20 protein-coding genes are annotated in these 13,628 nt (G+C 62.0%); 17 read left to right on the forward strand and 3 right to left on the reverse strand.

Annotated features, from left to right (window positions below):
• The first annotated feature begins 231 nt into the window (after positions 1-231).
• From rplN to map, 12 genes are all read left to right on the forward strand, one after another.
• On the forward strand, positions 232-600 hold the full coding sequence (gene rplN / locus MUN23_RS15485) for a 50S ribosomal protein L14 (protein WP_024366126.1): 369 nt from the start codon (positions 232-234) through the stop codon (positions 598-600).
• Positions 601-603: 3 nt separating this feature from the next.
• A complete protein-coding gene (gene rplX / locus MUN23_RS15490) occupies positions 604-963 on the forward strand; it encodes a 50S ribosomal protein L24 (RefSeq protein ID WP_056344369.1) in 360 nt (119 codons plus the stop codon).
• The gene (gene rplE / locus MUN23_RS15495) at positions 963-1,544 is read left to right on the forward strand and encodes a 50S ribosomal protein L5 (RefSeq protein ID WP_056344366.1); all 582 of its coding nucleotides are present in this window, start codon (positions 963-965) and stop codon (positions 1,542-1,544) included. Before rplX ends, rplE begins: the two co-directional genes overlap by 1 nt.
• Positions 1,545-1,623: 79 nt before the next feature.
• Positions 1,624-2,022, forward strand: coding sequence for a 30S ribosomal protein S8 (rpsH, locus tag MUN23_RS15500; RefSeq protein WP_056344363.1), 399 nt, complete (start codon positions 1,624-1,626; stop codon positions 2,020-2,022).
• Positions 2,023-2,040: 18 nt separating this feature from the next.
• Complete coding sequence (gene rplF, locus MUN23_RS15505) at positions 2,041-2,577, forward strand: 50S ribosomal protein L6 (RefSeq protein ID WP_056344361.1); 537 nt, start codon at positions 2,041-2,043, stop codon at positions 2,575-2,577.
• A gap of 2 nt (positions 2,578-2,579) precedes the next feature.
• Positions 2,580-2,963, forward strand: a complete 384-nt coding sequence (rplR, locus tag MUN23_RS15510) for a 50S ribosomal protein L18 (protein WP_058931720.1) — start codon at positions 2,580-2,582, stop codon at positions 2,961-2,963.
• A complete protein-coding gene (gene rpsE, locus MUN23_RS15515) occupies positions 2,960-3,697 on the forward strand; it encodes a 30S ribosomal protein S5 (protein WP_058931721.1) in 738 nt (245 codons plus the stop codon). Before rplR ends, rpsE begins: the two co-directional genes overlap by 4 nt.
• A 3-nt stretch (positions 3,698-3,700) precedes the next feature.
• Positions 3,701-3,907, forward strand: coding sequence for a 50S ribosomal protein L30 (gene rpmD / locus MUN23_RS15520; protein WP_056344352.1), 207 nt, complete (start codon positions 3,701-3,703; stop codon positions 3,905-3,907).
• The gene (gene rplO, locus MUN23_RS15525; protein ID WP_058931722.1) at positions 3,908-4,402 is read left to right on the forward strand and encodes a 50S ribosomal protein L15; all 495 of its coding nucleotides are present in this window, start codon (positions 3,908-3,910) and stop codon (positions 4,400-4,402) included.
• Positions 4,403-4,621: 219 nt separating this feature from the next.
• Entirely contained in the window at positions 4,622-5,932 is a 1,311-nt protein-coding gene (secY, locus tag MUN23_RS15530; RefSeq protein ID WP_058931723.1) for a preprotein translocase subunit SecY, read from the forward strand.
• Between the two features lie 5 nt (positions 5,933-5,937).
• Positions 5,938-6,507 (forward strand): adenylate kinase, encoded by a 570-nt coding sequence (locus tag MUN23_RS15535; protein WP_181037244.1) that lies wholly within the window; start codon positions 5,938-5,940, stop codon positions 6,505-6,507.
• 71 nt (positions 6,508-6,578) lie between these two features.
• Positions 6,579-7,406, forward strand: coding sequence for a type I methionyl aminopeptidase (gene map, locus MUN23_RS15540; RefSeq protein WP_248764099.1), 828 nt, complete (start codon positions 6,579-6,581; stop codon positions 7,404-7,406).
• A gap of 64 nt (positions 7,407-7,470) precedes the next feature.
• Here the strand turns inward: map and MUN23_RS15545 are convergent, their stop codons facing one another.
• From MUN23_RS15545 to MUN23_RS15555, 3 genes are all read right to left on the reverse strand, one after another.
• Positions 7,471-8,817, reverse strand: a complete 1,347-nt coding sequence (locus tag MUN23_RS15545) for an ABC transporter substrate-binding protein (protein WP_248759576.1) — start codon at positions 8,815-8,817, stop codon at positions 7,471-7,473.
• Positions 8,818-8,928: 111 nt separating this feature from the next.
• A complete protein-coding gene (locus MUN23_RS15550; protein WP_371875920.1) occupies positions 8,929-9,834 on the reverse strand; it encodes a carbohydrate ABC transporter permease in 906 nt (301 codons plus the stop codon).
• Complete coding sequence (locus tag MUN23_RS15555; protein ID WP_248759577.1) at positions 9,831-10,811, reverse strand: carbohydrate ABC transporter permease; 981 nt, start codon at positions 10,809-10,811, stop codon at positions 9,831-9,833. The genes MUN23_RS15550 and MUN23_RS15555 overlap by 4 nt, the downstream gene beginning before the upstream one ends.
• A 201-nt stretch (positions 10,812-11,012) precedes the next feature.
• Here MUN23_RS15555 and MUN23_RS15560 point away from each other — a divergent pair, with 201 nt between their 5' ends.
• The 5 genes from MUN23_RS15560 (at position 11,013) to rpsK (ending at position 13,584) form a co-directional block, all read left to right on the forward strand.
• Positions 11,013-11,996 carry a P1 family peptidase gene (locus MUN23_RS15560; RefSeq protein WP_248759579.1) on the forward strand — a complete coding sequence of 328 codons (984 nt, stop codon included), beginning with the start codon at positions 11,013-11,015 and terminating at the stop codon, positions 11,994-11,996.
• 179 nt (positions 11,997-12,175) lie between these two features.
• Complete coding sequence (gene infA / locus MUN23_RS15565) at positions 12,176-12,397, forward strand: translation initiation factor IF-1 (protein WP_009358723.1); 222 nt, start codon at positions 12,176-12,178, stop codon at positions 12,395-12,397.
• Positions 12,398-12,466: 69 nt separating this feature from the next.
• Positions 12,467-12,580 (forward strand): 50S ribosomal protein L36, encoded by a 114-nt coding sequence (gene rpmJ, locus MUN23_RS15570; protein ID WP_009358722.1) that lies wholly within the window; start codon positions 12,467-12,469, stop codon positions 12,578-12,580.
• Between the two features lie 176 nt (positions 12,581-12,756).
• Complete coding sequence (gene rpsM, locus MUN23_RS15575) at positions 12,757-13,131, forward strand: 30S ribosomal protein S13 (RefSeq protein WP_028275004.1); 375 nt, start codon at positions 12,757-12,759, stop codon at positions 13,129-13,131.
• Between the two features lie 51 nt (positions 13,132-13,182).
• Positions 13,183-13,584, forward strand: coding sequence for a 30S ribosomal protein S11 (rpsK, locus tag MUN23_RS15580; RefSeq protein ID WP_018769149.1), 402 nt, complete (start codon positions 13,183-13,185; stop codon positions 13,582-13,584).
• The last annotated feature ends 44 nt before the right edge of the window (positions 13,585-13,628 follow it).

The following is a 13,628-nucleotide window of genomic DNA, read 5'->3' on the forward strand; positions in this document are numbered from 1 at the left end:
CCTCTGTGCGCCGTCATCAACCTCGTAAACAATCGTGCCACGGCATAGTGCCCCCTCGTGTTTCGGACCTGTCCGGATCCGCTTGGGAAGCAAATGTTTTTGGCACGGGCGTTTAGGCCTGGTCTGGCAAAATCCAGGCAGGTCAAGAGACACCCCGATCAACCGTTCCGCAAGGCTCATTCCGTAGGAAGATTTTCGGTCTGAGAACCGGCGCGACGCAAGGAGTAAATAGTGATTCAGCAGGAGTCGCGACTCAAGGTCGCCGACAACACGGGTGCTAAGGAAATCCTTACCATTCGCGTTCTCGGTGGATCTGGCCGTCGCTACGCAGGCATTGGCGACGTCATCGTCGCTACCGTCAAGGATGCAATTCCGGGCGGCAACGTAAAGAAGGGCGATGTTGTTAAGGCAGTCATCGTCCGTACCAAGAAGGAACGCCGCCGTGCGGATGGTTCCTATATCAAGTTTGACGAGAACGCAGCTGTGATCCTGAAGGCTGACGGTGACCCCCGCGGTACCCGTATCTTCGGGCCGGTTGGTCGTGAACTTCGTGACAAGAAGTTCATGAAGATCGTTTCTCTGGCTCCGGAGGTGCTCTAGTCCATGGCTAAGATCAAAAAGGGTGACCTCGTTCAGGTCATCACTGGCGCCAAGGCTGAGCGCGGCGGCGACAAAGGCAAGCAGGGCAAGGTTCTGCGCGTATTCCCGGAGACCAACCGCGTGTTGGTCGAAGGCATTAACCGCGTAACCAAGCACACGAAGGCCGGTCAGTCGCAGCGCGGCACCAAGACTGGTGGCATCGAGGTCGTAGAAGCTTCGGTCCACATCTCCAACGTGGCTCTGGTTGACCCGTCCACCAAGAAGCCCACCCGCGTTGGTTTCCGCACCGAGACCGTGGAGCGCAATGGCGTGAAGCGCGACGTGCGTGTCCGCGTGGCCAAGAGCTCCGGGAAGGACATCTAATGACTGAGACTCTCGAGACTCCGGCAGCGAAGATCGTTCCTCGTCTGAAGACCAAGTACGCCGATTCCATCAAGAGCACGCTCGTTGAGGAATTCAAGTACAGCAACGTTAACCAGGTTCCCCGCCTGGTGAAGGTCGTTGTGAACATGGGTGTTGGAGATGCCGCTAAGGACTCCAAGCTGATCGACGGCGCTGTCCGCGATCTGACCCTGATCACCGGCCAGAAGCCGCAGGTAACCAAGGCCCGCAAGTCGATCGCACAGTTCAAGCTGCGCGAAGGCATGCCCATCGGCGCACACGCAACTCTGCGTGGAGACCGCATGTGGGAATTCCTGGATCGTCTGGTCACGCTGGCTCTGCCCCGTATCCGCGACTTCCGCGGCCTCAGTGGCAAGCAGTTCGACGGCAACGGCAACTACACCTTCGGTCTGACCGAGCAGGTTATGTTCCACGAAATCGACCAGGATTCCATTGACCGCGTACGCGGCATGGACATCACGGTTGTAACCACCGCCAAGACCGATGACGAAGGCCGCGCGCTGCTCAAGGCGCTTGGTTTCCCGTTCAAGGCCGAAGACTAATCTAACTACGTAACAGGTCCTTCGCTGATGCTTTCATGCAGCAGCGAGGAAACCGTTATGAGGAAGGGCAAGAGCCCAAATGACAATGACTGATCCGGTCGCAGACATGCTTACGCGTCTGCGCAATGCAAACTCGGCGTACCACGATTCCGTGTCCATGCCGTACAGCAAGCTCAAGGCACGCGTTGCCGACATCCTGAAGGCTGAAGGTTACATCGCCTCCTGGAAAGAAGAAGACGCAGAGGTTGGCAAGAAGCTGACCCTCGACCTTAAGTTCGGACCGAACCGCGAGCGTTCAATCGCTGGCGTTCGCCGTATTTCCAAGCCGGGCCTGCGTGTTTACGCAAAGTCCACCAACCTCCCGCACGTGCTCGGTGGCCTGGGTGTCGCAATCCTGTCCACCTCTTCCGGCCTCTTGACTGATAAGCAAGCCGGCAAGAAGGGCGTGGGCGGCGAAGTCCTCGCCTACGTCTGGTAACGGGAAAGGAAGAGAATAATGTCACGTATTGGACGTCTCCCCATCACCGTTCCTGCCGGCGTTGAGGTCAAGGTTGACGGCTCTGTCGTCAGCGTCAAGGGTGCCAAAGGCGAGCTGAACCACACTGTGGCCAGCCCGATCGAGGTTTCCCTGGAAGCAGAGACCCTGACTGTCGCCCGCCCGAACGACGAGCGCGCCTCCCGTTCACTCCACGGCCTGACCCGCACCCTGATCTCCAACATGATCGAGGGCGTTACCAAGGGCTACGAGAAGAAGCTTGAAATCGTTGGTACTGGTTACCGCGTTCAGGCCAAGGGATCTGACCTTGAGTTCGCTCTCGGCTACAGCCACCCGGTAAATGTCACCGCACCGGACGGCATCACCTTTGCAGTTGAGACCCCGACCAAGCTCTCTGTTTCAGGTATCAACAAGCAGCAGGTCGGCGAGGTTGCTGCCAACATTCGCAAGCTGCGGAAGCCGGACCCCTACAAGGGCAAGGGCATTCGCTACGCAGGCGAAGTCATCCGCCGCAAGGTCGGAAAGGCTGGTAAGTAACCATGGCCATCTCAATTAACAAGAAGCGTACGAACAAGAGCAAGTCTGCTTCGCGCAGCCGCCGCCAGCTTCGTATCCGCAAGCGCATCTCCGGCACGGCTGTACGTCCTCGTCTGGTCGTCAACCGCTCCGCACGCCACGTATTCGTCCAGGTTGTCGATGACACCAAGGGCCTGACCGTAGCAAGCGCCTCCACGCTGGAAGCCGATCTTCGTGCATTCGAAGGTGACAAGACCGCCAAGGCCAAGCGCGTTGGCGAGCTCGTCGCCGAGCGTGCTAAGGCTGCCGGTATCGAAGCAGTTGTCTTCGACCGCGGTGGTAACAAGTACCACGGCCGAATTGCTGCTGTCGCTGACGGCGCACGTGAAGGTGGGCTGTCACTGTGACGGAAGCAAACAAGGAAAAGGACACTGTGTCTGCAGATCAGAAGGCTACTGAAGCCGTAGCTGCTCCGGCCACTGAGACCACTGCGCCCGCAGCTGCTGCTGATGACCGCCGTGGTGGCGCTCGTCGTGGCGAGCGTGGCGACAAGGGCCAGGGCGGTCGCGATGGCGGCCGTGGTGGCCGTGGTGGCCGTGACGGCGGCCGCGAAGCCGAGAAGAGCCAGTTCATTGAACGCGTTGTCACCATCAACCGCGTTTCCAAGGTGGTCAAGGGTGGTCGTCGCTTCAGCTTCACCGCTCTGGTCGTCGTTGGTGACGGTAACGGCATGGTCGGCGTGGGCTACGGCAAGGCTAAGGAAGTTCCTGCCGCAATCGCGAAGGGCGTTGAAGAGGCTAAGAAGTCCTTCTTCCGCGTTCCCCGCATTGGCAACACCATCCCGCACCGCGTTCAGGGTGAGGCCGCTGCCGGCGTCGTAATGCTGCGTCCGGCTTCCGCCGGTACCGGTGTTATTGCCGGTGGTCCGGTCCGCGCCATCTTGGAGTGCGTGGGCATCCACGACATCCTCTCCAAGTCGCTGGGTTCCTCCAACGCCATCAACATCGTTCACGCGACTGTTGCTGCGCTGAAGCAGCTCGAAGAGCCGGCAGCAGTGGCAGCACGCCGCGGCCTGCCGCTGGACGAGGTTGCTCCGCCGGCAATGGTGAAGGCAATCCTGAACCAGAAGGCGGGTGTCTAAGCCATGGCTAAGAACCTGATTCCCTCCGACCTTCAGTTGGAGATCACTCAGATCAAGTCCGCCATTGGCGGCAAGCAGAACCAGCGCGACACCCTTCGGTCCCTCGGCCTGAAGCGGATCGGACACACCGTTGTCCGCACCGCCGACGCCGTGACTGTTGGAATGCTCAACACGGTTCCGCACCTGGTAAAGGTAGAGGAGGCGAAGTAAATGGCAGAGAAGAACACCGCCGAAAAGGCTCAGGGCGCCGCTGCTGAGAAGCAGAACGCACTGAAGGTTCACCACCTGCGTCCCGCCCCGGGTGCCAAGACCGCCAAGACCCGCGTTGGTCGTGGTGAAGGTTCCAAGGGTAAGACCGCTGGTCGCGGTACCAAGGGTACAAAGGCCCGCTACCAGATCAAGGCTGGCTTTGCCGGCGGCCAGCTGCCGCTGCACATGCGCCTGCCGAAGCTGCGCGGCTTCAAGAACCCGTTCCGGGTTGAGTTCCAGGTTGTAAACCTGGACAAGCTCAACGAGCTGTTCCCCGAAGGTGGCGCAGTCACCGTGGAGAACCTGGTCGAAAAGGGTGCTGTTCGCAAGAACCAGCCCGTCAAGGTGCTTGGCACCGGCGACATCACCGTCAAGGTTGACGTCACCGTCCACGCATTCTCGGCCAGCGCCGCAGAAAAGATTGCAGCAGCAGGCGGAAGCACCACCGCTCTCTAGTAGACGGTGGGCGGACGCCCGTTGTGAACTCCCGGTGTGCAGGGCCCCCAGGGCCCTGCACACCGGGAGTTTTTTCGCATCCGCCTGCCGAGTATTTCCGCCCGTTCGCCGCAAACGCGGGTTTGCGGATTATTCGCATGGCCGATCCACCCGTTAGACTCGGTTGTTGGGATTATTGTCCCCCATCACACCACGCTCATAAACACCACAGGAGGACGCTTGCTTAGCGCATTTGGCCGGGCCTTTCGCACGCCTGATCTGCGACGCAAGTTGTTGTTCACGCTGGCAATCATCACAATCTTCCGCTTGGGTGCATTCATCCCCTCGCCTGGTGTGAACTACCAGAATGTCCAGCAATGCTTGCAGAACGGTCAGACCGCTGGCGGGCTCTATCAGCTCGTCAACCTGTTCAGCGGCGGTGCCTTGCTTCAGGTGTCCATCTTCGCGCTGGGCATCATGCCGTACATCACGGCCAGCATCATTGTGCAGCTGCTCCGGGTGGTCATTCCCCGGTTCCAGGAGCTGTACGAGGAGGGCGCCTCCGGGCAGTCCAAACTCACCCAGTACACGCGGTACCTCACCATTGCCCTGGGCCTGCTGAATGCCACGACGCTGGTGTCGCTGGCACGTTCAGGCCAGTTGCTTCCGGGCTGTGCCCTGCCGATCATTCCTGACGACAGCATCATCACCACGATCCTGCTGATCATCACGCTGACCGCCGGCACCGGGCTCATCATGTGGATGGGCGAACTCGTCACCGAAAAGGGTGTGGGCAACGGCATGTCGCTGCTCATCTTCACGTCCATCGCGGCGACCTTCCCCACGTCCCTGGGCGCCATTTGGAGCTCACAGGGCCCGGGCACGTTCTTTATGGTCCTGGTCATCGGGCTAGTGACGGTTGCCCTCGTGGTCTTCGTGGAGCAGTCCCAGCGCCGTGTCCCGGTGCAGTATGCCAAGCGGATGATCGGACGCCGGACCGTCGGTGGCACCAGCACTTACATCCCCATCAAGGTGAACATGGCTGGCGTGATCCCCGTGATCTTCGCATCGTCCATGCTCTACCTGCCGGGACTGATCTCACAGTTCAACCAGCCCAAAGCGGGCGAGGCGCTTGCGCCGTGGGTTGAGTGGATCAACAACAACCTCACCCGAGGAGACCACCCGATCTACATGGCGCTGTACTTCGCCATGATCGTGTTCTTCACCTACTTCTACGTCGCGATCACCTTCAACCCTGAAGAGGTCTCGGACAACATGAAGAAGTACGGCGGTTTCATCCCGGGTATCCGTGCCGGAAAACCGACCGCGGACTACCTGCAGTACGTGCTCTCCAGGATCACGCTGCCCGGCGCCCTGTACTTGGGCTTCGTGGCACTGATTCCGCTGGTGGCACTGGTACTGATCAACGCGAACCAGAACTTCCCGTTCGGTGGCACCTCGATCCTGATCATGGTGGGCGTTGGCCTTGAAACCGTCAAGCAAATAGATGCGCAGCTACAGCAACGTCACTACGAAGGGCTTTTGCGATGACGAAAATGTTGATTATTGGACCCCCCGGTTCCGGAAAAGGAACGCAAGCGGAACGTATTTCCGAGCGCCTCGGCGTCGTGGCGATTTCCACCGGTGATATCTTCCGCGCCAACGTGAAGGGCGAAACTCCTCTTGGCATCGAGGCCAAGAAGTACATGGACGCAGGGGACTTCGTTCCGGACAGCGTCACCAACAAGATGGTCCGCGACCGCCTCAGCGAGTCCGACGTCGAAAACGGCTTCCTCCTGGATGGCTACCCGCGCACCACCGCGCAGGTGGACTACCTGGACGGGATCCTCGCGAACAGCGAAGAAAAGCTCGACGTCGTCCTGCAGCTCACGGCCGACGACGAGGAACTCGTCTCGCGCCTGTTGGGCCGTGCCAAGGAAACCGGCCGGAGCGACGACAACGAAGCCGTGATCCGCCACCGCCTTGACCTCTACCACGAGCAGACCGAGGCCGTTGTGGCCAAGTACGCCGAACGCGGCATCCTGACCCAGGTTGACGGCATCGGCGGCATCGACGAGGTCACCGACCGCGTGATGCAGGCCATCAAGGCAGCCCAGGCCGCCTAAGCCCCGCAACATGCTTTTCCGAGGCTCCTCCCGGCATCCGGGAGGAGCCTCAGCCATTGAGAGGACACACCATGGCCTTCGGCCAGCCCCGTATCGAATACAAGACCAACGCCCAGATGCGCATCATGCGCGACGCCGGGCTGGTGCTGAACCGTGCGCTGGACGCAGCGGTGGCCGCAGCCGCTCCAGGCGTTACCACCAAGCAGCTGGACGACGTCTTCGCCGCAGTGCTGAACGAGGCCGGTGCCAAGTCGAACTTCCTCGGCTACCACGGCTTTCCCGCCACCATCTGCACCTCCGTGAACGAGGAAGTGGTGCACGGCATCCCCGGCGGCAAGGTCCTCAAGGACGGCGACATCATCTCGATCGACGGCGGCGCGATTGTTGACGGCTGGCATTCCGATTCTGCACGGACCGTCATCGTGGGCCAGGCCGACCCCGAGGACCAGCGGCTTTCCGACGTCACCCAGGCAGCCATGTGGCGCGGCATCGCCGCCTTGGCCACGGGAAGCCATGTGGGCGACGTCGGCGCAGCCATCGACGACTACGTCTCGTCCGTGCCGGGCAAGCCGCTGGGCATCCTGGAGGACTACGTGGGCCACGGTATCGGCTCCGAGATGCACATGGCCCCGGATGTCCTGAACTACCGCACCAGCCACCGCGGTCCCAAGATCAAGCCCGGACTGTGCCTGGCGATCGAGCCCATGCTGGTCCGCGGCAGCATCGACACCGCCGTGCTGGAGGATGACTGGACAGTGGTGACCACCGACGGCAAGCGCTCCTGCCAATGGGAGCACTCGGTTGCCGTCCACGAAAAGGGGATCTGGGTACTCTCAGCCCCCGACGGCGGAGCGGAGCAGCTGGTGCCGCTCGGCGTCGTACCCGTCCCGATCCCGTAGGTTTCGACACGCTCAACCACCAGACGGACCGGTGATTGAGCCTGTCGAAATCCGGGTGGGAGGGTCAGGCCTTGAGCTTGGGCTTGACGTCCTTGGTGTAGATTCCCTCGAGCGTGGCCTTCAGCTCGGTCATGGTGGACTTCACGTCGGCCTCCTGCGTCAGGATCTTGGCGGCAGCTTTGGCCATCTCCTGGTCGGCGCCGGGGAGGAACGCACGGGCGTTGTCCTGGACCTTGGTCACGGCCAGCTGGTCCATGGCGATCTTGATCTGCGGCGTCTTGGCGAGCACGGCGGTCATGTCGGCGGACGTGCGTGTGGGCATGTAGCCGGTCGCGGCCGAGAACGCTGCAGTGTTCTCCGGCTCGGTCATGAACTGCAGGAACATCGCTGCTGCCAGCTGCTCTTCCTTGGTGACACCGCTGGGGATGCCCAGGCCGGCGCCGCCGGTGGGGCACACCCCTGTGGTGACCTTTGAGCCGCCCGGCATGAAGCCGACGCCCACGTTGAACTTGGCGGACTTCAGGATGCCGATCAGTGACCCCGTCGAAGACAACGTGGCCGAGGCGAGGCCGGCGGCAAAGTCGTCGGCGGATTCCTTGGAGGAAACGCCGGCCCAAGCGTCCTTGTACACGGAATCCTGGGCCGCCTGCAGTGCCGCCACGGACTCGGCTGAATCACAGGTGATGTCCCATTCCTTGGACCAGCCGCCGCCTTCGCCCCACAGGTTGTTCTGCAGGGTCCAGCCTGCGTACCCGGCCAGGGCGGGGTGCATAAACGCGTACTGTGCGCCGGAAGCTGCCTTGAGCTTGGGGGCCCAGCCGGCGAATTCCTGCCAGGTGGCGGGGGCGCGGTCCGGCAGGCCGGCTGCGGCGAAGTGGTCCTTGTTGTAGTAGAACAGGGGTGTGGACCGGCCGTAGGGGAGTGCCCACTGCTTGCCGTCGTACTTATAGTCGTCCACCAGTGAGGTGCGGAAGTCGTCCAGCTTGACGTCCAGCTGCTTGACCAGGGAGTCGAGCGGGATGATGCTCTCGTTCAGGTAGTAGCGGAACCACCAGACGTCGGAGAGGACCACCAGGGACGGCAGGCCTGACTTGGCGGCCTGGGCGGTCTGGAACTTCTGGGCGATTTCCTCGTAGTTGGCGCCGGCCGTCACCAGGTTCACCTTGATGTCCGGGTACCTGGCGTGGAACTTCTCGATGATGCTCTTTTCCACGTCCTGTGACTTGCCCGGGTGGTTGGACCAGAAGTCGATGGAGGCGGCCGGCTTGACGCTGCTGAAGTCGATGCTGGCAGCGGTTGTCGCCGCGGCTCCGGGTGTTGTTGACGGGCCGCCGCAGGCGGAGAGAGCTGCGGCGCCTGCCCCGGCGCCGGCCAGGGTGAGGAAGAACCGTCGATCAAGGGTAAAGGACATGGTGCTGCCTTTCGTTGTGTGCCTCGGTGGTGCTGGATGCGGTGGATGGATGGTTTGGATGCCCGCCAGCAGTGCCCGCCGGTAAGGCCCGACGGCGGTGCTCGCCGGAGGCTAGCCCGTCACGCTGCCCTGGGTCAGGCCCGCGACGATGTAGCGCTGGAGCATGGCGAAGATGACCAGGATGGGGACGATCACGAGGACGGCGCCGGCCATCATGATTCCCCAGCCTGCGCCGTTGCTCTCGGAGTTCTGCAGCAGGGTCAGGCCGACTGGAAGGGTCATGCTTTCGGGTTTGTCCGTGATGATCAGCGGCCAGATGTACTCGTTCCATTCGCTGACCACGGTGACCAGGGCAACCGTGGCGATCGAGGGAACGGACACCGGCACCACGATCTGCCACAGCCGCCGCCAGTGGCCGGCGCCGTCGATCTCTGCCGATTCCAGGATGGACCCGGGCAGGGTGAGGAAGTGCTGGCGCAGCAGGAACGTGCCGAAGGCAGTGCCCAGGCCAGGCAGGATGATGCCCCACAGGGTGTTCTTCCCGCCCATTCCGGCGATCAGGATGTAGTTCGGCAGGATGGACACCTGCGCGGGAACCATCAGGGCCACGAGGATCAGGACGAAGATCAGGTTCTTGAACGGAAAGCGCACAAACACCAGGGCATACGCGGTCAGCAGGGCAAGGATCACTTTGATGCCGCCGCCCACCACGGTAACGATGGTGCTGTTCAGGAAGAACTGACCGAACGGGACCGTGGTCATGGCCACCCGATAGTTCTCCGGGTCCAGGGCTGCCGGGAGCACCTGCAGATCCAGGGTGACGATTTCGCCGGGCTGTTTGAACGAGCTCAGCACCATCCACAGCAGCGGCAGGAAGACCACCAGGACGGCGACGGCCAGCGGCGCATACCCGGCAGCGACGGTCCTGGCCAGGTTGGCACGGGAGAACGGCCGCTCGCGGCGAGGGACGGCGTCGGACGTTGAAGGGTCCGGAAGGACGACGGCGGGAGCGTTCACGAGTAGTGCACCTTCTTTTCGACGAACCGCAGCTGCAGCACTGTAATGACCAGCAGAATGACAAACAGGACCACCGAGATGGCGGCGGAATAGCCGGCGCGGTTGTAGGCGCCGAAGGCTTGGAGGTACGCCTCGTAGATGAGGGTGCTGGTGCCGCTGCCCAGGGGCGTCATGATCCGGATGAGGTCGAAGGCCTGGAGCGAGCTGAGCATGGTGGTGATCAGCAGGAAGAACGTGGTGGGGGAGAGCAGCGGCAGCGACATGCTGACGAAGCGCCGGAAACCGCTGGCACCGTCCAGCGACGCCGCCTCCATCACGTCCTGCGGCAGGGACTGCAGCCCGGCCAGGAACACCACCGCGCAGTAGCCCAGGTTCTTCCACACGTACACGATGATGACCATCACCAGGGAGAGCTCCGGATCGTTGATCCACTGCGGGCTCTGCTGCCCGAGGCCCCGCAGGATCCACGCGAGCACGCCGTAGCCGGGATCAAAGATGAACAGCCACACCAGGCCAACGCCAACCCCGGACAGTACATACGGTGCGAAGACGGCAGACCGGGCAAAGGTGGTGCCGCGGACCTTCGAGTTCAGGGCCAGCGCCACCAGCAGGCCCAGCACCATGGAGCCGCCCACGGTTGCGGCAGTGAATACGGCAGTGGTGCCAAGGACGCGGCCGGCGTCCGCGCTGGTGAAGAACGTGACGTAGTTATCCAGCCCGACGACGGTGGCGGACGCCGAGCCGAGCGTCCAGTTCAGCGTGGAGTAGTAGAGGTTGTTGAACAGCGGGACGTAGGTGAAGACCGCGATGAGCAGCAGGTTCGGCAGGGCCAGCGCGAGGAAGACGAAAAAGTCCTGGCGTTTCCGGCGCGACCAGCGATTGCGCTTCCGGAGCAGGGCGCCGGCCTGGTCTTTTGCCCTGCCGGTGGCCGACTGCGCCGGGGAACTGCCCGGCTTGGCGGTGAGCTGTGGTGTCATGGATCTCAATCGGGAGGCCTGTGATGGCAGGGCTGTGGAACGGATTTGAGATCACTCCATCACATAGTCGATGCCGGACCGGACCAGATGCGGCCGCCCAGCGAATTGTTGTCCCAGGCTTCGAAGCCCGTTCACGGAACGTTTCGTTTCCCCGGTGATGGAGCCCACAGTCTGCCGGTGAACGCAGGGCAGAATGGAGCCATGGGAGCAATCACGGATGTGCCTGGGATCAGGGTTGGCCATGAGCAGAAGACCGGCGACGGCTGGCTGACGGGAGTCACCGTGGTGCTGCCGCCGCGGGGCACTGTCGGGTCGGTGGACGTCCGTGGCGGTGGCCCGGGCACGCATGAGACTGACGCGCTGGACCCCACCACGCTGGTGTCCACGGTGGACGCGGTGGTCCTCACCGGCGGCAGCGCCTACGGGCTCGTCTCGGCCCACGGTGCACAGCGCTGGTGCGAAGAGAACGGCCGGGGCTTCGCCGTCACCGGGGGAGTGGTGCCGATCGTTCCCGCCGCCGCGATCTTCGACCTCGGCCGGGGAGGCGACTTCTCAGCGCGCCCGACGGCGGACATGGGCTACGCGGCCACCGTTGCCGCTGCTGCCGAAACGAACGGGCACGACGTCGGACGCGGCACTGTGGGCGCCGGCACCGGAGCAATAATCGGACGCGGACAGTTCAAAGGTGGGGTGGGTACGGCTTCGGTCACGCTGGACAGCGGAGTCATTGTCGGCGCGCTGGCCATCGTGAACGCCTTGGGTCTGCCATTTGCCGTGGGAGACGCGGCCGCTGAGACTGGGCCCGAGCAGACGGGGCTGGGACCCGGCAGCGTGCGTCTAAGCGAGGAACGAGCGAGCACGCCGAGGGTTGCAGCGCCGGCGGCGCCGGAACCACAAGGACTCAACACGACACTCGTTGTTGTGGCGACGAACGCCGTGCTGGACCCCGCCGAGTGCTATCGGACTGCTTCTGCTGCGCATGCTGGCTTGGCTCGGGCGCTGAACCCTTCTCACACGTTGGCTGACGGGGATACTGTGTTCTGCCTTGCCACCGGTGACGTGGCACTGGACCGGAGTACTGAAACTGCCCGGCAGGTGAGTCTCATTACCCTGCAGAGTGCGGCAGCCGACGTCGTACGTTTGGCGATCCTGGATGGGATTTCGGGAAGTCCAATTTCCGGGTAGGGTGTGTACTTTCATATTTAGTTTGGACTTTCTACCCACTTACAGTAAAGTGGTTTGTTGGTTGTCTGCCCAGCTGTGCCCTGTTTGGGGCCGGAGGCGATAACCGATCCAACAAAAACGTTCGTGGTCATGTCCGGTGCAATCCGGCAGGGCTGCGGCAACAACAGTTAGCGGAGGGTATGGCCAAGAAGGACGGGGTCATTGAGATCGAAGGCGTTGTGACTGAGGCGCTGCCTAACGCGATGTTTCGCGTTGAGCTGACCAACAAGCACATCGTACTCGCGCACATCTCAGGCAAGATGCGCCAGCACTACATCAGGATTCTCCCTGAGGACCGGGTAGTGGTGGAACTGAGCCCTTATGACCTCACTCGGGGTCGTATCGTCTACCGCTACAAGTAAATTCTGGGCGGCCTCAGCATGAGCTGACGGCTGCTCCAGTTGACCAACTGCCACACGCAAAGGAATGCCATGAAGGTCAAGCCGAGCGTCAAGCAGATCTGCGAAAAGTGCAAAGTGATCCGCCGTAATGGCCGGGTCATGGTGATCTGCGAGAACCCGCGCCACAAGCAGCGCCAGGGCTAATTTCCCTCTTGAGGGAAATCCTGGGTTGCTAACCCACGCAAGTAAATAAAAGGCAGCACAAGCTGAACTGGGACGTATGAGCCCGGACAGCTAACCCCCGGTCGGAGGCTGGGGCCGCACAGAACGTGCGGGTGTACTGCCTACGACCTCCGGTTTATTCAAGGAGCACTGCCTCTATGGCTCGTCTCGCTGGCGTAGACATTCCCCGCGAAAAGCGGTTGGAAATTGCGCTTACTTACATCTACGGCGTGGGCAAGACCCGTGCACACGAAACCCTGGCTGCCACTGGCATCAGCGCTGACGTCCGCGTTAAGGACCTCACCGATGCCCAGCTGGTAGAGCTTCGTGACTACATTGAAGGCAACTACAAGGTTGAGGGTGACCTTCGCCGCGAAGTAGCAGCTGATATCCGCCGCAAGGTTGAAATCGGCAGCTACGAAGGTATTCGCCACCGCAAGGGCCTGCCAGTGCGCGGACAGCGTACGAAGACGAACGCACGTACCCGTAAGGGTCCGAAGCGCACCGTTGCAGGCAAGAAGAAGGCTCGTTAAATCCCTCGGGATTGACTCGTCTTCCCCCAATAACTTTCTGTAGGAGAAAAAATGCCCCCGAAGACTCGTGGCGCGGTTCGCAAGCCGCGTAAGAAGGACAAAAAGAATATCGCGCTGGGCCAGGCGCACATCAAGAGCACTTTTAACAACACCATCGTGTCCATCACGGACCCGAACGGCGCTGTTATCTCTTGGGCTTCCTCAGGTGAGGTTGGCTTCAAGGGCTCACGCAAGTCCACCCCGTTCGCAGCCCAGATGGCTGCCGAAGCTGCTGCCAAGCGTGCGCAGGAGCACGGCATGCGCAAGGTTGACGTTTTCGTCAAGGGACCGGGTTCAGGACGCGAGACCGCAATCCGCTCGCTGCAGGCCGCTGGCCTGGAGGTTGGCTCCATCCAGGACGTCACCCCCGCAGCGCACAACGGCTGCCGTCCGCCGAAGCGCCGCCGCGTCTAAGGCTTTTCCAGCAGCTTGAGCTTGCCCGGACCGTCAATGGTCCG

Source organism: Pseudarthrobacter sp. SSS035 (assembly GCF_023273875.1).
Taxonomy (GTDB): Bacteria; Actinomycetota; Actinomycetes; order Actinomycetales; family Micrococcaceae; genus Arthrobacter.